The following is a 22,290-nucleotide window of genomic DNA, read 5'->3' as shown; positions in this document are numbered from 1 at the left end:
GTGCTACATCTCTAAAGCCGAGGCCTGGACTCGGTCAAGGGGCCGAGATAATTACGCAGTGCGCAGAGGAGGTACGCCATGACCGACACCGTACGAGACGCCGTGCGCCATGGTCCGATGAGCCGTTTTCAGCTGGTGGCGGTGGCGATTTGCATCGGCCTCAACATGCTCGATGGATTCGACGTGTTGGTCATGGCCTTCACCTCCTCGTCGGTCGCCGCGGAATGGGCGCTGTCCGGCAGGCAGGTGGGGATGCTGCTCAGCGCAGGGCTTTTCGGCATGACCGCAGGTTCCCTCTTTCTCGCACCGTGGGCCGATCGATTCGGGCGGCGCGCCATCGTTCTCGTCTGTCTTACGCTTTGCATCGTCGGCATGCTGCTCTCGGCGTTTGCCGGCGGACCGGTCGAGCTTGCGGCATTGCGCGTGGTCACCGGCATTGGCATTGGCGGCATGCTCGCGAGCATCAATGTCATCACGGCCGAGTACTCGTCGGATCGATGGCGCAACACGGCGGTGAGCCTACAGGCGACAGGCTACCCCATCGGGGCGACCATTGGCGGAAGCATCGCCGCGGTGCTGATCACGCACTACGGGTGGCGCTCCGTGTTCGTCTTTGGCGCGCTGGCGTCGGCGGCCATGGTGCCCATCGTCCTCGGGCGATTGCCCGAGTCGCTCGATTTCCTGCTCGACAAGCGCCCGCCTCGCGCGCTCGAAAAGGTCAACGCGCTCTTGCGGCGCATGATCCGCCCCGAGGTGCGCGAGCTTCCCGCGCCCGCGCCTTCCCCCGTACGAGCCGCCCTGCCCATGCGGCGCCTCTTTGGCGAGGGGATGACGCGCCCGAGCGTGCTCATTGCGCTCTCGTTCTTCTTGCAGATGCTCTCCTTCTATTTCGTCCTCAGTTGGACACCGAAGTTGCTTGTGCACGCGGGCCTGTCGAAGCAGCAAGGCATCACCGGCGGCGTGCTGCTCAACCTCGGCGGCATCGTCGGCGGGACCATCTTCGGCTACCTCGCCGCGCGCTTCGGCGTGCAGCGGTTGACGGCCATCGCCATGGTGACCGCGTCGGTGTGCGCCGTGGTCTTCGGCATGGTCGCGCGCGATCTCTCGATGGCGTTTCCCGTGGCGCTCTTGATTGGCGCCTTCATTTTCGCGGCCATGGTGGGCCTCTATTCGCTCACTCCGTCGCTCTACCCGCCGTCGATCCGCACCACGGGCGTGGGCTGGGCCATCGGCATCGGGCGTCTCGGCGCCATCCTCGCGCCGTCCACCGCGGGGTTTCTCGTGGAAGGCGGCTGGCAGAACTCGGCGCTGTATGCGCTTTATGCCCTGCCCCTGCTCGCGGCGGCCGCGATGGTGATGGCCATTCGCACCTCCACGGGCTTCAAGGGGGAGAGCGCGGCCTCACGGGAGCAGGGTGCGGGCGTCGTCGGCGGCTCGTTTCAGCACCGGTAGGAACTTGCGCTTCATCACGTCGAGGCTGACCCGGTTTGCCTGCGCGCTCACATTGATCGCCGCGTGCACGCGTTGGTGGCGGTCGACGAGCGGCACCGCAATGGATCGAAGCCCCTCTTCCAGCTCTTGATCGACCACGCAGTAACCGCGCTCGCGCACCTCGTCCAAGATCGTGCGAAGCTTCGATTTGCTGGTGACCGTGTGGCGGGTGAGCGCCACCAGCTCGGCGCGCGCGAGCAACGCATCGCGCTCGGGCACCGGCAGGAAGGCGAGCAAGACGCGGCCCATGGACGTGGAGACGGCCGGCAGGCGCGCGCCCACGCCCAGGTCGACGCTCATGATGCGCCGGGTGGAAACGCGCGCCACGTACACGATGTCCAAGCCATCGAGCACGGAGGCGCTCGACGACTCCTCGAGCGCGTCGCTCACCGTGCGCAAGAACGGCGTGACGATCTCGGGGAGGCGCAGCGACCGTAGATAGGCGAAGCCCAGCTCGAGGACGCGTGCCGTCAGTGTGAAGCGCTTGCCGTCGAAGCTCGCGTACTCGAGGTCGACCAGGGTGTGCAAAAAACGTCGCGCCGCCGCGCGCGTGAGGCCAGCGCGCTCGGCGACCTCGGTCAACGTCATGGAGGCGTGGGACGCATCGAAGGCTCGAATGACCCGGAATCCCTTGTCGAGAGACTCGACGAAATCAGCGCTTTTTTTCTCGGTCACGGAGCCGCATGCTCCGATACCGGACGCGATAGCTCAAGAAAAACTGGTGGAGGCGGTGACGGCGTCGACCGACACGGACAGCGCGCGCAGCACCAGGCCTGCCCCGAATCGCATCGAAAGGCCGACGAGCTCGTCGTAGAGTCCCTTGGTGCGAAAGAGGAGGCGATCTTGCCAGTGGCGCAAGGTGTCCGCCGGCGCGCGGAGCTCGCGCAGCCGCTCGATGCGCATGTTCGCATCCACGACGGCGCGGTAATGGCCGTTGAGCGGAGGTTGCACCCAGGTGGGGCCCACTCGTTCGATGTCCGAAGGGTGCAGCAGGCCGCGCTGCTCGAGGAGCTTCTCCTGCGTCCGAATGGAGTACTCGTTCATGGCGAGGATTTTCGCGCGGCGGTTCCACGCGGACTGCCGTGACTCCTCCGCGGAGCGCAGGATGAAGCGCCGGTAGCACGGCGGCACGACCAGGATGTGCGTGAGTACGTGGCCCGCCCGAAGCGGGTGCAGCATCGGCTCGTGGAGTGCAATGTGCCCCCAACGCTCGTGCCGCGCATCCTCGCCGAGGGCGTGCGCGAGGGCCGCATGGTCGGCCAGGCCGAACACCTCTTCCGAATAGAGCCCGCCCGAACGTGGAATGCGCGATGGAAAATCGTACGTGTCCGGTGTGGTTACTGCACCGCTGGACAGTGCCAGCGTTTCGGCCGTGGTAAGAGCCCGCCCCCGGTAAAGCAAGTCGTTCTGCATGATGCCTCTATGGTCTACGCCCCGCGGCGGGCCGGGCTTCCCGCGGTGGGTTGACAAAAATGTGTGAGTGCTAATGTATTAGCGCTAACATATTCAACCTCTACGACAGGTGCGATGAAAGCCAAGGTTCTTCTTTTTGGTCTGTTGTCCTCGTGCGTGGCCACCCCCGCGCCCTCCGCCACACCGGCCGCGCGCGCCAAGGCTCCGGTGGAGGACGCCGAGCGCATCGTGCAGGCCGCGGCGTCGGAGCTGGAGCACAGTTACGTCTTTGCCGACAAAGGGCACGAGTTTGCGGAATATCTACGAGGGAGGCAGCGCGAGGGAAAGTACGCGGGCGAGGAGACGTTGGTGCTCGCGCGCCATTTGACGGAGGATTTGCGCGCCAAAAGCCACGATGGGCACCTCTGGATCAAGTACAGCGAAAAAACGCTGCCCGACGAGGACGCGCACTCCAAGGCGGAAATGGAAAAACGGGACATCGAGAAATATTTCGGCCCGCGCGTGAACTATGGATTCAACAAGGTGGAGCATCTGCCGGACAACATCGGCCTTTTGGAGATGAGCGTCTTTGCTCCGCTCGACGTGGGGGCTCACGCGGCCAGTGCCGCGATGACGCTTCTTGCCACGAGTGACGCCCTGGTCATCGATCTGCGCAACAACGGCGGCGGCGACGGAGAGATGGTCGCCTTTCTGGCGGCGTATCTATTCGACAAAGGCCCGCAGACGATGAGCAGCACGTATTGGCGTGCGGAAAACAAGACCATGCCGGGCCTCACGCCAGCCTACGTTCCCGGCCGCCGTTTCGGCTCGACCAAGCCCGTCTACGTGCTCACGTCGAAGCGCACCTTTTCGGCGGCGGAGAACTTCACCTACGACTTGCAAGCGCTCAAGCGCGTGGTGGTGGTGGGTGAACGCAGCGGAGGTGGCGCCCACCCCAACGAGATGAAAAAGCTGACACCGCACTTTGCGATGTCGGTGGCCATCGGCCGATCGCTCAATCCGATCACCAATGCCGATTGGGAGGGCACCGGCGTCACCCCCGACGTGCCGGTGCCCGCGGAACAGGCGTTGGAGAAAGCCCTGGAATTGGCCCGCGCCGCGAAACCGCGGTGATTGGAAGCGCGATCAGTTCGCCGGAGGTGGCAAGCTGGCGAAGGCCTCCACGATGCGGGGCGGAGCCGCGGGACGGGCATACATGCGACTCATGTATTCGCGCAGGCGAGGGAAGGTCTCGAGGAGCTTGGCCTCGTTGGCCCAGTCGAGGGTGTAGGCCAAGACGAAGTCCGCCACGGTGACCTTGGATCCCGCGACGAATTGCCGGTTCGCCATGTGCTTTTCGAGGACGGCCGCCATGTCCTTGAAATCGTCGCTGGCGTTCCCGATCTCCGCGGGGATACGTTTTTCGGGGGAGTACAGGGTGTTGTGCTTCACGATGCGCCACAGCGGTTGCTCGAGCTCCGTGGCCGTGAAAAGCATCCAACGGAGCACCTCCGAGCGCTCCCGCAAGTCGGCGGGCAGCAAACCTTTCTCGGGGTACTTCTCCGCAAGGTAGAGCACGATGGCCACGGACTCGGTCAGGACGAAGTCGCCGTCGGCCAGTACCGGTACCTTGGCCGCGGGGTTGACCTCCAAGAAATTGGGCCGCCGAGCCTCGCCACAGCGGAGGTCCACGTTGACGTACTCGAACTCCAGTCCAAGTTCGCGAAGCATCCAAAGAACGCGGATCGAACGGGTGGGGGCAAAGCCATAAAGTTTGAGCATGCTTCATTCGTAGTACAGACGCGGACGAGAAGCATCCAAAGGCAGGCTCCCACCTCAGCCCTCAAGAGGGTGGCGCATCCGCGTCCATGAGCCAATCGCGCCCCTTTTGCTCCAGTTGCTGCACGCGCGCATCGGTACGGCACGGCAGATCGGCCCGGACGTCGCCACCGAGTTTGGTTTGAACATAGGCAAGGTGGCGATACGACTCGGGGAACCGATCGAGCAGTGCTCGGTCGAGCTCGGGCTTCGCCGCGGGATCGAGTGGGTCGAGCCGGTCCTGATCGTAAATCGACTCCCGCCGCACGATCGCCCATCGCCCGGCTCGGCGCTCGAAGAAGTCGAGATGTCGCGCTTTGCACGTCACGTCCACCTCGACGCCGTCGATTTCGGCGCGCTGATGAATGGTGACCTTGGTCTTTGCGATTGCCCTCGGGCCGTGCACGTCGACGGTGGTACCCCCGAGGGTGTGCAGGATTCGTATTCCGTTGGCGACTCCGCGCCGGCTCGCCTCGATGAATTCGGTCGCGGGTCCCTGGAACCAACTCGCCGTCATCCAAGCGTCGTCGTGCCAGGCCGAGCGAAATTGCTGCCAATCGCAGCAGTCTCGCCAGAACACCCAGTTCGTGATGACTTCGTGAATGAGCTGTTTTGCCTGGACGTTATCGGTCTCCATCGTTAGCGCCTTTCGATTGTCCGCCCTCGTCGCCCGAGACGGGGGCATTGAGCCAGTCGTCCAGCTGGGGCTGCCGGCGCGGTGGTGGGTTTGGGTTGAATTCGAAAATGGAATAACGTGCGCAGTCGTTCATGACGAACGGATCTTCGCGGAATATTTCCTCGATCTCGCGCCTCGACTCGCCTTTGGCGAGAATGATGCCGCCGCTGGGCGGATTTCGCCGGCCGGATCCGAGGACTCTGCCGGAACCATAATGCTTCGCCAGAAATGCGGCGTGCTGTGCATAGAACCGATCGACCTCGTCGACCGGCTTCAGATACTCGCTAATCAGAATGAACATGAAAGTCTTTCCTTTCCGTGACGCTGCCGCTGGGCCATCAGTAATCGTCGCGCGCCCAGGTGGGGGCGGAGACATTGACGATGGGACTCCGGTCCACCGGGGTTGCGGTAAGGCCGAACGTCACGCACGGTACGTGCGAATGCGGATTCGTTCCTCGGTGCACGACGCCGATGGGTTCGGAGTACACGTCGCCCGTTTTGTGCGCTTCATTTCCGTGCTCGTATTGCAACGTAATGAGGCCCTGCAATACGACGAAAAAGACCGCGCCGTTGTGGATATGCCATTCTACCGCCGCTCTCGGCTGAATTTGGGCAATAAAGCAGTTGATTCTGACCTGTGGGTCTTTCGGCAGGCGCTCGTAGATCTCGTCGAAGAGCATGTCGCGTACATACGTCGCTCCCTTCGGGACGAGCAGTGAAAGCTTCATTCGCAGGTCAGCGGGGATCTCCAGCTCCCGCGCCGCCAGCTCTTCTCCAGGTATCGTGATTCCGCTGCCATCGTCGAGATAGCACGTGCTCGTGGCCATGGTTCCTCCTGATCGCTCGACACCGCTCACCAAACGCGGGGTCTCGAGGGTTGCTCGGAAGGTAGGTTGTATCGCGGAGTGAGTCAAGTGACTCGCCCATCGATACATGAATAGCTTGGTCGTACTGACAATCAGGAGAGTGCTCGGTGTGCCAATCGAAGGCGTGGTGCTCTGCGAATTGCCGATTTGTCGGAATGTTCGCATTGGAACTAAATTAAATATATGTCTCTCATAGAGTTTGGTTATCGACCGTGCGAGGCGCGCGTGTGCACGTACCGAAAATGCGAATAGGTCATTGCGGATGGCAAATCGGTGTGTAAGGAGTAGCGAGTCAGGAGGCCCCGTTGCAGCGACAGGTCCACAGTCGGATGCCCATCCGCGAGACCGTTGCGTCTCTTCTCGAGGCGAAGCAGATCTCGAAGTCATTCGGTCCCAATCCAGCTCTCCGCGATATATCGTTCGACGTGCGGCCCGGGGAGGTTCACGTTCTGGCGGGTGAGAACGGCGCGGGCAAGAGCACGCTGCTCGATATTCTTTCGGGCATTCATACCGAGTTCCACGGGGAGATCCGCGTAGGCGGCGTGGTCCGTCGATTTCGCCATCCCAAGGATGCACTCCGCGCGGGGGTCGCGATGGTGCACCAGGAGCTCTCCTTGATCGGCTCACTGAGCGTGAGCGACAACCTCTTCCTCGGACGTGAGCGCACCGGCAGGTTCGGCCTCGTCGATGCTCGCCGTCAGACGCACGAGGCTCGCGCGCTTTTGCGCGAGCTCGACCTCGATGACGTGAGCGAAGACGAGTTGCTGGAGCGCCTTCCCATGTCGACGCAGCAGCTCGTGGAGATCGCAAGGGCGCTCGCCGCGAAGGCCAATGTGCTCCTCTTGGACGAGCCGACGAGCGCGCTCCGCGAACCCGAAGTGTTGCACCTCTTCGATCGCATCGACGCCTTGCGGCGGCAAGGAAAGGGCATCGTTTACGTCTCGCACAAGATGGACGAGATCTACCGCCTCGCCGATCGGATCACGGTCCTTCGTGACGGCATGCTCGTGGGGACGAAAGCCGCCTCGGAACTCCCCGCGAACGAACTGGTCCGGTGGATGGTCGGTCGCGAGCTGTCCTCGGGCAAGCGCGCCAACGCGGTCCGTCGCAACGTCGCGCTGAAGGTCGAACACCTCCATATCGGTGGCGGCGGATTGCCCAAGGCCGATGGGCGGCTTGCCGTCGACGATGTCTCCTTCGAGTTGCGCTCCGGGGAGATCCTTGGACTGTCGGGCCTTCGCGGCTCCGGCGCGAGCGACATATTGCACGCGATCTTCGGGGACCGCTCCGGCCGTGCCGCCGGGATCGTGTGCCTCCCTGGACGGCACGACGACAAGGGAGAAGCGCGCATCGACTTGGCGCGTGACGAGACTTCGCCTGCCGTCGCGATCCGCCGCGGGATCATGCTCCTCACCAACGATCGCAAAGGCAAGGGCCTCGTCCTCGACATGGACTCGAACGAGAACGCGTCACTGGCGAGCCTTCCGCGCTACTCGTCGGGAGGTATCCTGCGCGCCGGGCTGGAGACCTCGGCGGTCACGCGCGCCTTCCTGCAGCTCGGGCTCAAAGGCCAAATAGCGGCACCGGTGCGCCTGCTCTCGGGAGGGAACCAGCAGAAGGTGGTCCTCGCGAAATGCCTTCTCACGGAGCCCCAGATCCTGCTCCTCGACGAGCCAACCCGTGGCGTCGACGTTGGCGCGAAGACGGAGATCCATGCCTTGCTCGCCGAATGCGCGGGCCGGGGAATGGCCATCGTCCTCGTCACGTCGGAGCTTCCCGAGCTCCTCCGTCTTGCGGACCGTATTCTCGTTCTTCACCGCGGTCGGTGCACGGCGGAATTTACCCGTTCCGAAGCCACGCACGAAAAGATCGTCCACGCCGCCTTCGGACGTGGCCCCCTCCAAGGCGGTCCCCGGTGCTCAACGCCGGGCCGTCGGGTCGTGCGATGACGTTCCACCGTCTTCTGTCCTCTCCCATGGTCCGCGCGATGCTTGCTCTCGTGGGCATGCTCCTTCTCGGGACGCTGCTCCATGCCGATGGTGCCTTCTTCCATTGGGCGACCCACCGGGACATGCTTCGGCAAATCTCGGTTTGCGGGATCATCGCTTGCGGGATGACGCTCGTCGTCATTACCGGCGGCATCGATCTTTCGGTCTCGAGCGTCCTTGCCAGCAGCGCCGTCGGCTTTTCGCTCCTGACGATCCATTTGCAGGCCAATCCCTGGCTTGCCATCGTTTTGGTGCTCCTCGCCGGCGCACTCGTAGGATCGATCACTGGTGTATTGGTCGGGCGCTTCGCGATCCAACCATTCGTCGTCACCCTGGCCGCGATGGTGCTTCTTCGAGGACTCGCCAAGCGCCTCTCGGGCGGGCAGAAGATCTCGACGTACGTTGCCGCGTCCGATCGCAACGTGGAGCTACCCCGCATCTTCGAGCTGATCGATGCACGCGTGCTCGGAGACGAGATCGCCATCGTAACGGTGATACTCTTCGTCTGCGTCGCTGTCTCCGCCTTCTTGCTCCGACGCACACGACTGGGCCGCTACTTCTACGCGACGGGTGGCAACATCGAGGCGGCACGGCTGTCGGGGGTTCCCGTCATGCGGACCCTGGTCCTCGCATATGCGCTCTCGGGCCTCTTCGCGGCGGTGGCGGGCATCTGTCAGGCGGCCCAGGAGCAACAGGGCGATCCGGAGACGAGCGTGGGGTACGAGCTTCAGGCGATTGCCATCGTTGTCATTGGCGGTACCAACCTGTCAGGTGGGCGCGGTGGCATGGGACTCACGCTCGCGGGAGCCCTCACCATCGGGTACTTGCAAAAGATTCTCAGCATCAACGCTGTGGGCGAGGCAAGTCGCTTGATGCTCACGGGCATCATCATCGTATGCGCCGTTCTTTTGCAGCGACGCAAGTAAAGGACACATGATGAAAGATCATCGAAGGCTCGAAATATGGGCAATGGCGACGTTGGCATTCGCAGGCGGTGCCATGGCGGGCTGCGAAAACAAATCACCCGCGCCGAGCGGAGGCTCGACGACACTCGCGGCCTACAGGCCGACGACGACGATGAATGCGAAGAAGCACAAAGGGACGCCGGAGGACCCATTCGTGATCGGCATGAGCCAGTGCAACCTCGGCGAGCCCTGGCGCGCGCAGATGAACGACGACGTTCGCAAGGCCGCCGAGAAGCAACCGCAGCTCAAAGTCGTCTTCAAAGATGCGCAGAACGACTCGATGGTGCAGCGCTCCCAATTCGAGGAGTTCGTCGATCAGGGGGTCGACGTCATCCTCATCAGTCCCAAGGAGTCCGCGCCTTTGACCGAGCCGGTCGCCAAGGCCCATCGCGCCGGCATTCCGGTCATCGTGTTGTCGCTGGCACTTCTCAAGGACGAGTACACGACCTTCATCGGCGCAGACAACGTGAAGATCGGACAGGAAGCTGGCAAGTGGGTCGCCGAGACCCTCGCTGGAAAGGGCACCGTCGTGGAGCTCAAAGGCCTCATGACATCGGTCCCCGCCCAAGAGCGCCATCGCGGCTTTCTCGAGGGGCTCGACTTGAGGAACCACCCCGACATCAAGGTCGTGTTCGACGCCGACATGCAATGGCTCGAGCCGAACGCACGCAGGGAAATGGAATCCGCACTGGCGACGAATCCTCGGATCGACGTCGTCTACGCGCACAATGATCCGGGCGCGCACGGCGCCTATCTTGCGGCAAAGCAGGTGGGGCGCGAGAAGCAGATGAAGTTCGTTGGCATCGATGCCCTTCCCCAAGAGGGCATTTCGTACGTGAAGGATGGTATCCTCAGCGTAACGTTCCAGTATCCCACGGGCGGTACCGAGGCGATCGCGACAGCGCTCAGAGTCCTCGCCGGTGAGAGCGTGCCAAAGAAGATCACGCTGCCTACACGACTCTTCGCTGCCAACACGATCGCCGGCGGCGGCACCGCCGTCCAATGATGGATTTTACTCATACGTATCGAATGACTTCGAGCCACTAGGAGAGACTGACATGAATACAGGCAGTACGAACAATGCCGGCGGGTCGACGACGCTTGCGGAAGAACTTCGCGCCAAGCCCTGGATCGATGGCGAATTCCTCGAAAAGGCGCCGCTACGCGAATCGCACGATCCGGCGGACGACACGTTGCTCGGTCTGTACCACGACGCGGGTACCGAAGAGGCGCGCGTGGCCATCGCTGTCGCGCGCCGCACCTTCGACGAAACGTCATGGTCGCGCGATCGCATGCTCCGCGCCCAGGTGCTGGACGAGATGGCCGCGTGGTTCGTGGCCCACCGCGAGCCTCTCATCGCGATCCTCTCGCGTGAGAATGGCAAATTGCTCCGAGAGGCTGCCATGGAGGTCGACCACTCGGTGACCAAAATTCGTTATGCGGCCGCCCTTGCGCGAATCGATTTTGGACGGGCAGCCGACGTTGAACCGGGCTTCTACTCGACCATGATTCGCGAGCCCATCGGAGTCGCGGGTATCATCGTTCCGTGGAACTCGCCCGTGATCCTGCTCGTGCGCTCGCTGGCACCTGCGCTTGCCGCGGGCTGCACGGTGGTCATCAAGGCGGCCGCGCAGACGGCGCTCACGACCGGGCTGCTCTTTCGCGGTTTGTCGACGCTACCGAGTTTGCCGCGCGGCGTGGTGAACGGATTCATCGAAAGCGAGAGCGGCGGCGCACAATGGCTCGTTCGCGCGCCCGAAGTCGACGTGATCAGCTACACGGGGAGCACGCGCGTCGGGCGGCAGATCATGGCATCCGGCGCCGAGACCCTCAAGCGGTTGAATCTCGAGCTCGGGGGCAAGTCGCCGGCGCTGCTTCTCGAGGATGCCGACCTCGAATCCGCCATTCCGACGATCGTCACGGCCGGCACGCTGTTCGCCGGGCAATTCTGCATGGCTTCGAGCCGCGTGCTGGTCCACCGGTCCCGTTACGACGAGGTGCGCGAGCGATTGGCCGCTGCGCTCGCCGGGAGGGTGGTGGGGCCGAGCCGCGATCCTTCGAGCCAAATGGGCCCGCTCATCGACCGCCCGAACGTCGCGCGCGTCGACGCCATCGTGCGCAAGGCGGAGACCTATGCCGAGGTCATCGTTCGCGGCGGGCCCGCCCTCGGCCACCTCGCCAAAGGCGCCTTCTACCGCCCAAGCCTTGTGGCCATAAGCGACGTGCACGCGCCCATCGTGCAGGAAGAAGTCTTCGGTCCGGTGTTGACGCTCGAATCGTTCGAAAGTGAAGACGAGGCCGTGCATCGCGCCAACGCCACCACCTACGGCCTCTCCGCGAGCGTCTTCACGCGCGACATCGATCGCGCCGCCCGCATTTCGAGAAGGCTGCGCGCCGGTACCGTGTGGTTCAACACCCATGGCGTCATCCTCGACCAATTCGAAGAGGGCGGCGTCAAACAGAGCGGATTGGGACGTCTCAATGGCTTTGGGGGCATCGAAGCATTTCAAGAATGCAAGCACGTCCTGCATCGGGCGAACTTCCCAATATGACGTTCATCCGTGCAGCAGCAGCGTGCCATGTCGAGCCGAGAACGTGTAGGATGTCCATGTGAGCGACAGTAACCGAGGTGCCGGGCGCCCGCGCAACGCCAGTTCCGATCGCACGCTCGACACGCTCTTGTTGTTCGACCGCGAGCACCCGGTACTGTCCGCCAGCTACGTCGCCAGCCAACTCGGTGTGGCGAGGAGTACGGCGTATCGGTATTTGGAGAGCCTGACGGCATCCGGGCTGGTTACCGCGGAAGATGGGGATGGCGGCTTCCGGCTCGGGCCGCATATTTTGGCGCTGGCGCAGATCGCCCGCCACGGGTGGGACCTCACCAAGGTGGCCGTACCGTTCATGAAGCGGATCGCCGATCAAGTGGACGAGACGGTCATCGTGACGCGCCTCAGTGGCGATCGCGTGGTCTGTTTGGAACGCGAAGACAGACCGCACCGAATCCGATTGTCGTACGAGCGGGGGGACGTCATGCCGCTCAATGCCGGTGCCGCTGGGCTGATTCTGCTCGCATGGCAACCCGAAGACGAGCTCCGCGAGCTGATTGATCGACACCCCTTGCCGAGGTTCACCAAGGCGACCATCACCGATCCTGCGAAACTACGGACCGAGCTCGCGAAGATTCGCCGCAATGGCTATTACGTTGCTCACGGGCAGCTCGACCCGCACGCGGTTGGCATCTCGGTGCCGATTCGTGGGGCGGAGCGCTCCGTCGTTGCCGGATTGGCCGTTGCGGCGCCTGACTTCCGCATGAACTCGGATCGCATCGGCGAGATCATCGAAATTTTGCGAGGCGCGGCCGACGAAATCAGCGCCCAGCTTACGCTCTTGGGTGCTTGATACACCAACGGCCCGGCACGACAGTCGTTCCACTGCGACGGCGCGGCGAATGCCGATTTTGTCGCTCTGAATGGTGGGAAGTTACAATTCTCACCATGAGTATGTGTGAATGGCTCATGGGGCCAGCTTATGAGGCTCGATGATCGTGCTTGCGATAGCGCTATTAGTAAGAGCGCGCGTGGGAAGTTGTCTTCGATGGTTTGTGCAAATGCTCGTAGGGCGAGGAAGGAATGGAACGTATCGCCGTACGAATGCATGACATGTCTCGAGTGCACGGTTGTGTGCAATGAATGAATTGCTTTGGTGCGAAATTGGGCATGTCCGCAAGTTGTATTCAATCGTTTGTCGATAACGAGGTTTTACATGCCATCGATCCCCAGATGCACCTCCTTTGCTTTTCTCGTCGTCGTGTCAGGCGCTCTCGTTGCGTGTGGTATTTCTTCCAGAGATCCGGCTTCGAATGACGATCGTCAGGACCAGGAAACGACCATAGAGCCCGATGGTTCGGATTCACCGGGCAGGCTCAAAGTGGTGGCGCCGGACGGATTCACGGGAGGCAAAGTGAAGGTGCTCGACTCGTTGTCCGGGGAGCTCGGACAGGAAATCGGACCGCTCGCTGTAGGAAGAGCGTCCGTCATTCTCGAATCAGGCGTCGTGATCTCGTCGACCACGACGCAAATCGAGAAGAACCAACTGACGACGGTCCATACCGGTCTCATTGCCTTCGACGTCATGAACGGGCCTCCCGCGACCCTCGGACTCGGTCCGACCTCGCAAGAGTTCGCAGCGCACTTGTTTACGCAGGGTAGGCCCGCTTTGCGCTACGACCTTTCCGACGGAACACGTCCCTATGCCGTCATGCCCGGTCATTATTCCGTGAGTTACGGTCTCGGTCAGGCGGATGGCAATGACTTCGTCGTGGCGGCCGACGAAAATAAGGTCGCCAAGCTGGGCGACTACGCGGACCGGCAAGTGGTAAGAATCGCCGCCCCAGCGGTACGCGCGATGCCTTCGGCCTCCTGCTCTTCGACCGGTGGCGGCGCTCCCAGCTACACGCTGCGCACCACCGTGGATGGGAAGGGCTACTACTTGGACTTCGGGCTGCAGGAAAATGCGTTCAGGGACGTGGGCCGATATAAATATACGACCGCCTCATACACCCTTTCACTCGTCGGCGGCACCGTCGTTCTTCCGCTGGGCGCCCTCGGGGAGGGGCCGGTGACGTATCAAATCGGACGTCTCGACGTCGAAGACGTGGCCGTACGGCAGAACGACGGTTCCACGAAAATGGTTCGCGGCGCGTACGAAGTCTTTCCCAAGACCGGAACGGACGCCAGTGGCAAGGAGACCTTCGCGGACCGGAGTATCGTCAGCTCATGCAACAGCAGCTTGCAAGGGGCGCCAACCCACACCGGATATGACATGGTCCGAGGGCGCTACAAGGTCGTCGTATCGTATCCGACCGCCGAAGCGGGAACGAAAAGGGATACCCATATCGTCGACGTCGAGTAATTCCTCCAGCGCGCCGGTTATCCTTTTGTCCATCGGCTTGTCCATCGGCAGGTCAACGGGACACTGGCGTCGATTGACCGGACACCTCTCTCCCCTTCGAGAGATTGCTGCTCTTGTCCACGTGACGACAGGCGAAGTAGGCCTACTTCGCCTGGTTCCAGCCGGTAGACCCTATTCGACGTGGCCGAGGCACCCCGACGAGTCCGTCTCTTGCCACTCGGTGTTGTAGAAATTGTGATTCGCCCCCCAGACCGTAAATGTCGATTTGGGCCTAGCCGGTGTCTCCGTCGGAATCTGGAGCATGCGGTCGTAGGGCCTGATACCCGACAAATTGTCGACGTCGCCGTCGCACATGGGCAAAAGCACGGACCATGTCGTGCCATCCGCATTCAGGGTACGCGACGTTTGGCCATCGACAGGGCCAATTTCGAAAATAGCGCGGAACGAGACGGGGCTCCGAATCTTCGTTGGCCACGTGCTCCCGGGATCCCGGTAAAGGTTGTAGGCGGCGCGGCTTCCTTCACCGCCGCGCGAATGCCCCACGAGGCCTAGCTGTGAGAAATCCAGCTTACCTCGGAGCTCCACTCCGAGTGATGCTGGCGTACCGCCGTTGGCGTTCCACTCGCTGAGGCGCTGCAAGTGCTTCAGAATGAGGCGGCCGCGTGCCAGGTTCAGTCCGCGGTCACCGCCGTCGGGATCCACGTCGCCGCAGGTGATTCCGCGATTGGCATTGATGGATACGACGACGTATCCGTGCGAGGCAAGGCGCTCGGCCGCGTACGCGTACCCAAGGTAACTCGGCGCCATTTCGTACCCTTCGGGGCACGTACCGGTAGCCGTGTACTGGCAATCGTCGTCGACGCGCGGATTCGTGCCCTTGCCGCAGGTAGCATGATTCCCATGCAGAAACACGATGATGGGGTGTGGACCCCCTGCCATCGACTTCGGCCGGTAGACTGCCGCCCAAAGTTCCGTATCGGCGTGGGCGTAGATGTCGGGGTCTCGGCTTGCCGGAAAGCGATATTCCGCACTGACCACCGGCCGCGGACCGAAATCCGTCGGATCGGGGGCTACGGCGCCGGGGCCCGTCGTCTGCACCGTTTGCGCGACGGAGACCGTTTCATCCGGTGCCTCGGAGCTGCACGCCATGGTGCCGAATAGGGGAACTGCGAGAAGGCCAGCGGCGGTGCACAAGTGGCGCCAAGGTTTACGAATCATGGTCATCGCGGCTTGCCGTAAAGTTTCGCGGCGCCCTCGGCATCGAGTGCGGTGATGTCCATATCGCCGGTGTTCGAACCGTTGCCGCACCAAGCATAGTGCATGACCGACGCGGAATCGTACTTCGTCAACGCGCGCCAATCGTTGTCTTCGAAGCAATCCGCCGCATTCGCTTCCGGTCGCGTCTGTTCGTGGCGGAAGCCCAACGCATGACCCAGCTCGTGCCGCAGAAGGCCCCGCAGGGTGTACGGCCCCAAGGGGCTCGAGCCGCCCGCGGCCGCCGTGGGGCCGATGAGCAGCTCCCGTTCGCTGCGCACATTGAAGGGGAAAAAGGCGCGACCCGAAAAATCGCTGCCGCCGATGCGGGCATTGAAAACGACACGCTCGTTCTGCACCGTGCAATCGCCATCTTGCTCACGCACGTGGATGAAACGGATATCCGCGACCTCCGCCCAGTCACGGGTGGCCTGGGCTATCGCTCGGACGACGCGGTCGTAATCCGGACCGAAGGACGCTTTGCTCACGCAGTACGTGATACGCCGTTTCTGACGCTCACCCCATTTCGAGTCGATGCCGTTTTCGTTCGACACGAGGAGTGCGCCTTGCTGCACGTACTTCTCGAAAAAGGCCAGCAGCTTTTCCTCGCTATGGATGGGAATGTCGCCGTCGACGATCCAAACGCCGTCCGGGTCCCGCTGGACCGTCTTTTTCCATTCTTCGAAGGTCTTCCCCGTGCTGGCCGTGACCTCGCCCCCATCGTCGGAAGTGGTCTCGGATGCACAGTTGTTCGAAAGAAACGCAACGATTCCCACCGCGATGGCGAGGGACGACTTGGTTGGCATGTAACCTCTTTATGATGAGGGTGAAAAATGATCTTATCTCTTTAGGAGCGCCGGGAACACGGGCGCAGGCTGGTCGCGCGCAGCTTCCCAAAAATATTGGCGGTCGACGCCAAATAGGGAATAGACCGTGTTGATGACCGAGGCGAGTCCCAAGTATGCGCCCGGTGTGTATTGGGCGGGTTTGGCCTCGGTGGAACGACCGGTGGCCAAGTCGATGGGCAGCCCCATGCGCTTGATGCGCGCAGGGTCCAGTGACAGGTGGGCGCCCGACAGTTCTTCGGCCGGCGTTCGAAAGTCCGAGCCGCCGAGCACCATGCCTGGCGCGATGCCCTTTCCTGCGAGGAGAACCGTGCTTGCCAACGTATTGTGGTCGGTGCCCGTATCGTCCACCGGAGACCCGGTTCGGCGCATCGTGCGGCTGAACTCGGACGCAAACATGACGGTGGTCACGTCGAACAATGTTCGGCGCTCGTCGAAGGCGGTCTTCTTCAAATAAGCGAGAATCTGGGCGAGGCTCTTGGTGATCGCCTCGTACATGGGAAGCTGTTTCTTCGTTTCGGACGGCGAATGGGTGTCGAGGTCCATGTCGCCCGTCACGTCGAGCATGCACGAGTTGGTGATGCCGCGCCGAAAGAATTCGCCGATCATGACCAGGTTTCGTTCGAGTTTCACCTCGTCGGTGGGCGCGTCTGACGTGGCGAGTGCCGGCAGCTGGAGCGCGCGAATGCGTTCCGCGAGGGACGTGCTCTGGGCCGCCGCACCCCCGAGGATCCTGGCTCCGTTGGAAAAGCGACTCACGCCTGATGCCGACGCTTGCGAACAACGCGTTTGGAGAAACGCATCGAAATCGGGCGTGTCCGTTCCGGCGGACGACAACGAGGCTTGGAGCCCCGCCGCGGTTGCGGCATCCAATGGGACGAAACGAGCATCTCGAACTTCCGCGTCGAACGTGCCCACCTTGACGTAGTCGATGGGCGCTTCGCGGTTCAATCGCGTCATGGCGGGCACGCCGCCGAATGGATTCCCGGTCACGAGCAAATTGCGATTCTGGTCGTGGCCGTCGAAACCAAGGCTGGTCATGACACCGTTGACGATGGTGAGATCCTGCTGGAACGGCCGAAGCACCTGCGTCGGCGACGCGGCCAAGGTTCGCGTGCCGTCGCGCCCTTCCCATGCGGTGGGCTCCACGCCCATGTAATTCCGCTGCAATCCGGCGGCGGTCATGGCGAGCGGCAGGCCGTCGAACAAGTAGGACGCGTCCAATCCGCCGTAGACGACCACCTGCAGGAAGAAATGGGGCTCGCCGGGTGCGGCGGCATCGCCGCGAGCGCGGCGCGGAAGCAGGAGTGCGCCGAGCGTGCTCGCGACGCCGCCGAGGAGCGCACGGCGGCCGAGTCGGAGAGAGTGTCGGTCGATAGGGTGATTCATCGTGTCATCTCGTAGGATCAAGGCTGGAGCAGCACGTAGGGATTGAGCATGGCGGCCGTCACCATGAACGGGATGACCGTTTCGCCGGTGGCCGTGGCATAGGTCGGGCCCAAGAAGTGGTCTCGCCAGGCCTCGTACTCGGATTGCGGAGCATCGAAGGCCGTGAGCCCGTTCCAGAAGGCGTGCAGCACCGCCTCGTCCCGCGCGCTGGCCACGGGCCAAGCGCAGATCGATTGCACCACGGCGGCGAGGTCCGCTCGAATCTCGAGGTTGGCGACGGTGCGCGGTGCCGAGCTGCCCGGACAGAGGGCGGCAACGTCTTTCCCGAATCCCAAAAACGCAACTCGCCATATCAAGAAGCTCATGGCATTCGGGGTGCCGTTCTGAAACGAGTTGAGCGTGCCTTTACCGCTCCATGCCCCCACCAACTGCGCGAGGTTCGCCCCGACGCCCGAGCCCGCGTCGGCGCCCGGCGCGTCGAGGTACGAGGACAATGCAAAGGAGGCGGGCTTGGCCACCAATCGCGAACGGAGGATCTCGTTCATAGCCTCGTAGCCGCGATACTGCGCGCTTCGGGGATCCGGGCCGGCGTCACGCGCAGGCTGCGCCGTCGGTGCGGGCGGGGGGGCGTCGTTGGGGGCGGAATTGGTCGAGCATGCAAGGAGCAGCAGAAGGCTCGGCACGAGGAGACCACGGTTTTTCACGGTGCACCTCCACCAAGCCGCTCGGTGAGCCAGAGATAAAGGTCTTCACGCTCTTTTGGCGGCATGGATCGACCGGCAGGCATTTGACGAGCAGGGTCCGAACTCCGAATGCGATCCAGCATGCGGGTGAACGTCTCGCGGGCGGGCCACGAGGCTCCGCCGGGACCGCGGTGAGGAAACGTCTGTTCGTCGGCGCGCCACGCGGTCAGATCGAGCCCTGCTTGCGCGCCCGCACCGGAATGGCACGTTGCACAGTTCTTTTGGAGGATGAAGGCCACCGAGCACGGTGGACGGGACGTTGCGTCCACGCCATCCGGCACGTCGTAACATTCGTCCGAACGGGGATGCGACGTGCGGAACGTGCGGCTGGTGAGGACGCGGCGGACCAAATTGCGAAATGCGGTGGAAGAATTCGCTTTTGCCTCTTCGATGAACGAATTCGTCAGCCCCGCGAGGTAACCCGGGTCGACGATTTGTTCGTCGCCATTGAAGTATTCGAACGTGCGGCGCGTCAGACACGCTTTGACCTCGGGCGCTCCCTCGATGATGCGGAACAGGTCCTCCAGGCTCTCTCCATAGCTATTGAGCGACGGATCGGTGGTCGAGCGGACGTAGCCGATGTCCCACGAACGCCCGCTCGTACCTTTCCATTGCGACTGGTACGCCTCTTGGTTCATGACGGCTCCGTCGTCGAAGATCATATTCGGCTGACCCGCGAGGCTGGTACCGATGCGTCCGTATTCTTTGAAGAAGCCGGCCATCGGGTCGAGCTTGTAGTGGCACGACTTGCAAGCCGGATCCGATGCGTGGCGGTCGCTGGCGTGGGCCGCGGGCAGGGCGGCGTCGATGGGTTTCAGGTCGTCGCAGAAGAAGCGATCGAGCACGTAGGCGGCGCGGCGCCGATTTTGATTGGTCGAGGAGTTGTCCAGCGACTCCCAAAATCCTCGAAAGTCGAGATTCTTGGCCAGACGCTCCGCATGAAGGCGCTGGAGATTCACCTCCGTGAGATCGTGCAGGCGTCCCGTCTGCTCCGGTTTCGTCAAGAGCTCTTGGGCATAGTCGTGAAGCTCGATGGCGTATTGACGAAGCTTGCGCACTTCCACAGCCGCATCGACCGAATAGCTACCGGGCCACTCGCAGGCGAAGAACAAGGGCATGACATGGCCCAACTCCGTGGCGATGGGGAAATCGTCGTAGCTGCTGGAGAACAGGATGTAACTGAAAGACCAGAGCTCGGTTATATAGAGCTTCGTGTTGCAGAATGCTCCCCAGTCCATACCCGCTTGGATCGACGCGAGAAGGTCGTCCGCCTCCTTGAGCGCCACGTCCAAGTGGTGTCGAAGAAGCTCGGCATCGGACATCGCGGGCGCACCCTCCTCGAGCGCCTCGGGCGTTGGCCGAAACGCATATTGCGGCTGCTCGAAAGCGAGCAGGCTGAGGTAATTTCCGCCTTTCTCGAATTCGAAGGCCGCATGAAGCGCACGGCGCGAAATCACGGCGTCGCCGTTCCAACTGCCATTGGGCCGTCTGAGATTGCTTTGCTTCCATCCGAGAAAGTACTGATTGAAGTCGAATACCGTATCGACGAAGCGCGGATCTTTCATGAAATGATCCACGATTTCATCCGGTGTGAGACGGGCCAGTGCCTCCACGTCTTCGTCCGCCGAAAGGCCCGCCCCTTGCCGAACGGCTCGGGCCACCTTGTCGACGTAGAGGCGTCGATCCCATTCGAAGGGCGCATCGGCCCCTGCGTCCGTGTCCGCCGGGCGAGCGCTTGGCTCGGACGAACTGGAGTCGCATGCCGAGAGGCATGAGGCACTGGCCCCAAGCGCCAATGCGAGAGCGAGCCATGTATTTCGCGACAACATTCACGGAACATGGCATGCGCTGATCGGTTTGAGTATGTGACGGTTTAGCTCGACTCTGTTTCCGATTTCCATGGTGCACCGTCGATCCGGGAGGGAAGTGATGGTGCCCAGGACGTCAAAAGGTGCTCGCTATTCATGGATGTTTTACGCGGTATGCGGATCTTTCGAAGCATCGTGAGCACGGGGAGTTTTGCGGGGGCGGCACGTGTTGCGCGGACCACTCCGACGTGGGTGAGCAAGCAGCTTGCACAACTGGAAGACCACTTGGGGACGCAGTTGCTTCATCGCAATACGCGCGGTCTTTCGCTGAGTGAGGCTGGCCGGCTTTACCTCGAACGCTGCGAGCGCATTCTCGAAGAGGTCGACGGCGCCGAGCACCTTCTGAACAGCTGGCGCACGGTGCCACGCGGTCCCGTGCGGATCAGTGCGCCCATGGCGTTCGGTCTCGTCCGCCTTTCGCCGCTTTTTGCCCCATTCGCCGTGAAATACCCCGAGGTCGAATTGGACGTTGTCCTCAATGACCGCGTGGTCGATCTCGTGGAGGAAGGGTTCGACTTGGGCATTCGCGTCTTTCGGCGGCCTCTCGACGACAGCACGCTGACCGTGCGGCGCATTGGTGGCGGACGGCGCGTGGTGTGCGCGGCACCATCGTACCTTGCGGTCCACGGGCGACCGACGCACCCGCGGGATCTCGAAGATCACGTGTGCCTGCGTTACGGCAAGCAGATGCCCGGGTATTGGGAGTTCGACGGCCCCGACGGCCGGGTCGGTGTCAAAGTGGGGGGCCCGCTGATCGTCAACAACAGCCTTGCGATTCGCCATGCAGTGACATCGGGGCTGGGCATCGCCCTGGTCAAAGACTTCATCGTGGCGAAGGAGCTGGCCGAGCACGCCTTGGAGGTCCTCCTGGAGGACTACCCGCCGAATGGATACAGCATCTTCGTGGTATCGCCGCCATCGCGGTACGAGACTCCACGGGTCCGCGCCGTGACGGACTTCCTCGTCGAAGCGTTGGGCGCGGGCTAACGCCGCAGATCGCTGGCGAGCAGCCGATGAAAGAGATGCTCACCCGCCTCGCGGCGCACGGAGAGGCGGCCGGCGTGGTACGCACGGGACGACAGGCCGCGCTGGACCGATTCGCAGATGGCGTGGTCTTCGTCCTGGATGCGCACGCTGACGTCGATGCTGCGGCGATTGCGCTCTTGGGAGGACTCGCGTACGTCATCGAAGTAAAAATCGAAGATGACCTGCGTCTTGTCGATGCCGAGGGGGATGACCAGGTTCGTATCCAGGTATCCCTCGTACCAATTGAGCATCAAGTTGGGATACAGCCAGAAATAGTGCGCTTGGCCCTGGCGCACCGAGGCGGTCATTTCTTCGCCGGCACTTGCATCCACCGGGGACGATTGCACGCAGTAGCGCTCGCCGTTTTCGATGGTGTAGTCGTTGTGCTTGAGGATGCTGCTCAAACCCTTGTGCAGGTGCGGAACGTGGTAGCCGCCGTCCAGGTAATTGTCGATGAAGACTTTCCAGTTGCAGCCCAAAGTGAAGACGCGGCGTTCGGCGAAGTGCAAGGCTCCCAGGTGGAGCGGCGTGACGCGCTCGCGAAGGCTGGCCAGCCACACGCCGAGTGGCGGCGTGTCTGCGTCCAGTGCAACCATGACGAATTTCTCCCATACCGCCACGTGCGGCACGGGAACCAAGCCGTTCTTCGTCCGGTCGAAGTGGCAGACGCCCGCAAACTCCGTCACGCCTTTGAGCGCTCCGTCGAGCGTGTACGTCCACCCATGGTAAGGACAGCGCAGATGCGGCGCGCGGCCTTCCGGCAGGGTCATCACCGCGGCGGCGTGGTGGCGGCATACATTGTAGAACGCACGCAATGCGCCGTCGTCCCCACGGACCACGACGATGGGCTCGCCCGCAATGGTCGTGGTGACGTATTGACCGGGCAGGGCCACTTGATCGACCCGCGCGGCGAGCTGCCAGGTGCGGCTCCACACGGTGCGCCGTTCCAAGTCGGCCACGCGCGGATCGGTGTACCAGGGGCCCGGGATCGTCGAGGCTTCCGCCAGCGGTGCCCCCTCGTCGTAGTCGCCGATGATTTGCTCGAGCGTAGGTTCCAT

21 protein-coding genes are annotated in these 22,290 nt (G+C 62.7%); 9 read left to right on the top strand and 12 right to left on the bottom strand.

From position 1 onward, the window contains the following. The first annotated feature begins 78 nt into the window (after positions 1–78). Complete coding sequence (locus LVJ94_41730) at positions 79–1,452, top strand: MFS transporter (GenBank protein ID WXB03414.1); 1,374 nt, start codon at positions 79–81, stop codon at positions 1,450–1,452. On the opposite strand, the gene LVJ94_41725 is transcribed toward LVJ94_41730, so the two are convergent. After that, positions 1,402–2,166: a helix-turn-helix domain-containing protein gene (locus LVJ94_41725; protein WXB03413.1), complete on the bottom strand. Its 765-nt coding sequence runs from the start codon at positions 2,164–2,166 to the stop codon at positions 1,402–1,404. The two genes, LVJ94_41730 and LVJ94_41725, sit on opposite strands and share 51 nt — an antisense overlap. A gap of 33 nt (positions 2,167–2,199) precedes the next feature. Beyond that, the gene (locus LVJ94_41720; GenBank protein WXB03412.1) at positions 2,200–2,904 is read right to left on the bottom strand and encodes a hypothetical protein; all 705 of its coding nucleotides are present in this window, start codon (positions 2,902–2,904) and stop codon (positions 2,200–2,202) included. Positions 2,905–3,018: 114 nt separating this feature from the next. Here LVJ94_41720 and LVJ94_41715 point away from each other — a divergent pair, with 114 nt between their 5' ends. After that, positions 3,019–4,017, top strand: a complete 999-nt coding sequence (locus LVJ94_41715; protein WXB03411.1) for a S41 family peptidase — start codon at positions 3,019–3,021, stop codon at positions 4,015–4,017. Between the two features lie 12 nt (positions 4,018–4,029). On the opposite strand, the gene LVJ94_41710 is transcribed toward LVJ94_41715, so the two are convergent. The 4 genes from LVJ94_41710 to LVJ94_41695 all read right to left on the bottom strand — a co-directional run bounded on the left by LVJ94_41710 (position 4,030) and on the right by LVJ94_41695 (position 6,204). Further along, positions 4,030–4,665 carry a glutathione S-transferase family protein gene (locus LVJ94_41710; protein WXB03410.1) on the bottom strand — a complete coding sequence of 212 codons (636 nt, stop codon included), beginning with the start codon at positions 4,663–4,665 and terminating at the stop codon, positions 4,030–4,032. A gap of 61 nt (positions 4,666–4,726) precedes the next feature. Beyond that, the gene (locus LVJ94_41705; GenBank protein WXB03409.1) at positions 4,727–5,338 is read right to left on the bottom strand and encodes a nuclear transport factor 2 family protein; all 612 of its coding nucleotides are present in this window, start codon (positions 5,336–5,338) and stop codon (positions 4,727–4,729) included. Continuing rightward, positions 5,325–5,678 (bottom strand): YciI family protein, encoded by a 354-nt coding sequence (locus tag LVJ94_41700; protein WXB03408.1) that lies wholly within the window; start codon positions 5,676–5,678, stop codon positions 5,325–5,327. Before LVJ94_41700 ends, LVJ94_41705 begins: the two co-directional genes overlap by 14 nt. Positions 5,679–5,715: 37 nt before the next feature. Continuing rightward, positions 5,716–6,204 (bottom strand): cupin domain-containing protein, encoded by a 489-nt coding sequence (locus tag LVJ94_41695; protein ID WXB03407.1) that lies wholly within the window; start codon positions 6,202–6,204, stop codon positions 5,716–5,718. A gap of 344 nt (positions 6,205–6,548) precedes the next feature. Between LVJ94_41695 and LVJ94_41690 the strand changes: the two genes are divergently transcribed. The 6 genes from LVJ94_41690 to LVJ94_41665 all read left to right on the top strand — a co-directional run bounded on the left by LVJ94_41690 (position 6,549) and on the right by LVJ94_41665 (position 14,107). After that, the gene (locus LVJ94_41690; protein ID WXB03406.1) at positions 6,549–8,192 is read left to right on the top strand and encodes a sugar ABC transporter ATP-binding protein; all 1,644 of its coding nucleotides are present in this window, start codon (positions 6,549–6,551) and stop codon (positions 8,190–8,192) included. Next, positions 8,189–9,157 (top strand): ABC transporter permease, encoded by a 969-nt coding sequence (locus LVJ94_41685; protein ID WXB03405.1) that lies wholly within the window; start codon positions 8,189–8,191, stop codon positions 9,155–9,157. The genes LVJ94_41690 and LVJ94_41685 overlap by 4 nt, the downstream gene beginning before the upstream one ends. A 43-nt stretch (positions 9,158–9,200) precedes the next feature. After that, positions 9,201–10,202 (top strand): substrate-binding domain-containing protein, encoded by a 1,002-nt coding sequence (locus LVJ94_41680; protein WXB03404.1) that lies wholly within the window; start codon positions 9,201–9,203, stop codon positions 10,200–10,202. Positions 10,203–10,254: 52 nt separating this feature from the next. Further along, positions 10,255–11,748, top strand: a complete 1,494-nt coding sequence (locus LVJ94_41675) for an aldehyde dehydrogenase family protein (GenBank protein WXB03403.1) — start codon at positions 10,255–10,257, stop codon at positions 11,746–11,748. 58 nt (positions 11,749–11,806) lie between these two features. Then, positions 11,807–12,595 carry an IclR family transcriptional regulator gene (locus LVJ94_41670; GenBank protein WXB03402.1) on the top strand — a complete coding sequence of 263 codons (789 nt, stop codon included), beginning with the start codon at positions 11,807–11,809 and terminating at the stop codon, positions 12,593–12,595. Positions 12,596–13,126: 531 nt separating this feature from the next. Further along, positions 13,127–14,107 carry a hypothetical protein gene (locus LVJ94_41665; GenBank protein ID WXB03401.1) on the top strand — a complete coding sequence of 327 codons (981 nt, stop codon included), beginning with the start codon at positions 13,127–13,129 and terminating at the stop codon, positions 14,105–14,107. Positions 14,108–14,278: 171 nt separating this feature from the next. Here LVJ94_41665 and LVJ94_41660 read toward each other — a convergent pair whose 3' ends face one another. The 5 genes from LVJ94_41660 to LVJ94_41640 are packed head-to-tail and all read right to left on the bottom strand — an operon-like array spanning position 14,279 to position 20,167. Further along, positions 14,279–15,325, bottom strand: coding sequence for a hypothetical protein (locus tag LVJ94_41660; GenBank protein ID WXB03400.1), 1,047 nt, complete (start codon positions 15,323–15,325; stop codon positions 14,279–14,281). A gap of 2 nt (positions 15,326–15,327) precedes the next feature. Next, entirely contained in the window at positions 15,328–16,167 is an 840-nt protein-coding gene (locus LVJ94_41655) for a matrixin family metalloprotease (GenBank protein WXB03399.1), read from the bottom strand. Positions 16,168–16,200: 33 nt separating this feature from the next. After that, complete coding sequence (locus LVJ94_41650; GenBank protein ID WXB03398.1) at positions 16,201–17,595, bottom strand: DUF1501 domain-containing protein; 1,395 nt, start codon at positions 17,593–17,595, stop codon at positions 16,201–16,203. Between the two features lie 17 nt (positions 17,596–17,612). Beyond that, positions 17,613–18,299 carry a hypothetical protein gene (locus LVJ94_41645; GenBank protein WXB03397.1) on the bottom strand — a complete coding sequence of 229 codons (687 nt, stop codon included), beginning with the start codon at positions 18,297–18,299 and terminating at the stop codon, positions 17,613–17,615. After that, a complete protein-coding gene (locus LVJ94_41640) occupies positions 18,296–20,167 on the bottom strand; it encodes a DUF1588 domain-containing protein (protein ID WXB03396.1) in 1,872 nt (623 codons plus the stop codon). Before LVJ94_41640 ends, LVJ94_41645 begins: the two co-directional genes overlap by 4 nt. 153 nt (positions 20,168–20,320) lie before the next feature. On the opposite strand from LVJ94_41640, the gene LVJ94_41635 reads away from it, so the two are divergent. After that, the gene (locus LVJ94_41635) at positions 20,321–21,193 is read left to right on the top strand and encodes a LysR family transcriptional regulator (protein ID WXB03395.1); all 873 of its coding nucleotides are present in this window, start codon (positions 20,321–20,323) and stop codon (positions 21,191–21,193) included. Here LVJ94_41635 and LVJ94_41630 read toward each other — a convergent pair. Continuing rightward, on the bottom strand, positions 21,190–22,290 hold the full coding sequence (locus LVJ94_41630) for an aromatic ring-hydroxylating dioxygenase subunit alpha (protein ID WXB03394.1): 1,101 nt from the start codon (positions 22,288–22,290) through the stop codon (positions 21,190–21,192). The genes LVJ94_41635 and LVJ94_41630 overlap by 4 nt on opposite strands.

The sequence above is a fragment of the Sorangiineae bacterium MSr11367 genome (assembly GCA_037157805.1).
Classification (GTDB): Bacteria; Myxococcota_A; Polyangia; order Polyangiales; family Polyangiaceae; genus Pendulispora; species Pendulispora rubella.
This window is presented reverse-complemented; position numbering and strand designations above follow the sequence as displayed.